Consider the following 1,733-nt stretch of genomic DNA (forward strand, 5'->3'; position numbering starts at 1 on the left):
GCCAGTGCCGATTGACGAAAACGAGGTGCTGGACTGGCTGGGCGGACAATTTCTCGGTGTGCCAGTATCCGCGCTGATCATGATGGTGTTGTTTGCGCTGTTTGTGTTCATTAGCCGAAAAACCGCCTTCGGGCGCTCGGTTTTTGCCGTTGGCGGTAATGCCACGGCGGCGCAGTTGTGCGGTATTAACGTTCGTCGAGTGCGCATTCTTATCTTTACCCTTTCGGGATTATTAGCGGCGGTGACCGGCATTTTGCTGGCGGCACGCCTCGGTTCCGGTAACGCAGGTGCCGCAAACGGTCTGGAGTTTGACGTCATCGCCGCGGTCGTGGTCGGCGGTACGGCACTTTCCGGCGGTCGCGGTTCCCTGTTCGGTACATTGCTTGGTGTGCTGGTGATTACGCTAATCGGTAACGGTCTGGTGCTGCTCGGTATTAACTCCTTTTTCCAGCAGGTGGTACGCGGCGTCATCATCGTGGTGGCGGTGCTGGCGAATATCTTGCTGACCCAGCGAAGCAGTAAAGCGAAACGCTAAACCTTAACGCCCCTGGCGCGGGTGCGGCAGGGATGAAAATTAATCGTATTGTTAATGAGGGATTTATGAAAACGATGCTGGCAGCTTATTTACCAGGAAATTCAACCGTCGATCTGCGGGAAGTTGCGGTGCCGACGCCGGGGATTAACCAGGTACTGATCAAAATGAAATCCTCCGGGATTTGCGGAAGCGATGTCCACTATATCTATCATCAACACCGTGCCACGGCGGCGGCACCCGATAAACCGTTATACCAGGGATTTATCAACGGTCATGAACCGTGCGGGCAGATTGTGGCGATGGGGCAAGGCTGTCGCCATTTTAAAGAGGGTGATCGCGTGCTGGTGTATCACATTTCTGGCTGTGGTTTTTGCCCGAACTGCCGCCGCGGCTTTCCTATCTCTTGTACTGGCAAAGGAAAAGCGGCTTACGGCTGGCAGCGTGACGGCGGTCATGCCGAATATCTGCTGGCGGAAGAAAAAGATCTGATCCTCCTGCCGGATGCGCTGAGCTACGAAGATGGTGCGTTTATCAGTTGCGGCGTTGGCACGGCCTATGAAGGGATTTTGCGCGGCGAAGTTTCCGGCAGCGATAACGTGCTGGTGGTCGGTCTGGGGCCGGTCGGCATGATGGCGATGATGCTGGCGAAAGGTCGCGGTGCAAAACGGATCATCGGCGTTGATATGCTGCCGGAACGTCTGGCGATGGCAAAACAGTTAGGGGTGATGGATCACGGCTATTTAGCGACCACCGAAGGTCTGCCGCAGATAATTGCTGAACTTACCCACGGTGGCGCGGATGTTGCGCTCGATTGTTCCGGTAATGCCGCAGGTCGCTTGCTGGCACTGCAATCCACTGCTGACTGGGGGCGGGTGGTTTACATTGGTGAAACCGGAAAAGTGGAATTCGAGGTCAGCGCCGATCTGATGCACCATCAACGGCGGATTATTGGCTCCTGGGTGACCAGTCTGTTCCATATGGAAAAATGCGCCCACGATTTAACGGACTGGAAACTGTGGCCGCGTAACGCCATTACCCATCGCTTCTCGCTGGAACAGGCAGGTGATGCCTATGCGCTGATGGCGAGCGGCAAATGCGGGAAAGTTGTGATTAACTTCCCGGATTAAGGAGTTAGCGGATGACCATCTATACCTTATCCCACGGGTCGCTAAACCTGCACGTTTCTGACCAGGGCGTC

At 55.4% G+C, this 1,733-nt stretch carries 2 protein-coding genes; both read left to right on the plus strand.

The features are described 5' to 3' along the window. A partial coding sequence (locus tag QZF50_RS23595; RefSeq protein ID WP_290389041.1) for an ABC transporter permease occupies window positions 1–535 on the plus strand: 535 nt, incomplete at its 5' end. Window positions 536–567: 32 nt separating this feature from the next. Beyond that, on the plus strand, window positions 568–1,662 hold the full coding sequence (locus tag QZF50_RS23600; protein ID WP_000700809.1) for a zinc-binding dehydrogenase: 1,095 nt from the start codon (window positions 568–570) through the stop codon (window positions 1,660–1,662). The last annotated feature ends 71 nt before the right edge of the window (window positions 1,663–1,733 follow it).

It is taken from the genome of uncultured Escherichia sp. (assembly GCF_948475835.1).
GTDB lineage: Bacteria > Pseudomonadota > Gammaproteobacteria > Enterobacterales > Enterobacteriaceae > ECMA0423.

Excerpts from the sequence above, each read along its gene's own strand:
- QZF50_RS23600 (WP_000700809.1), top strand. The coding sequence starts at position 568 with ATGAAAATTAATCGTATTGTTAATGAGGGATTTATGAAAACGATGCTG.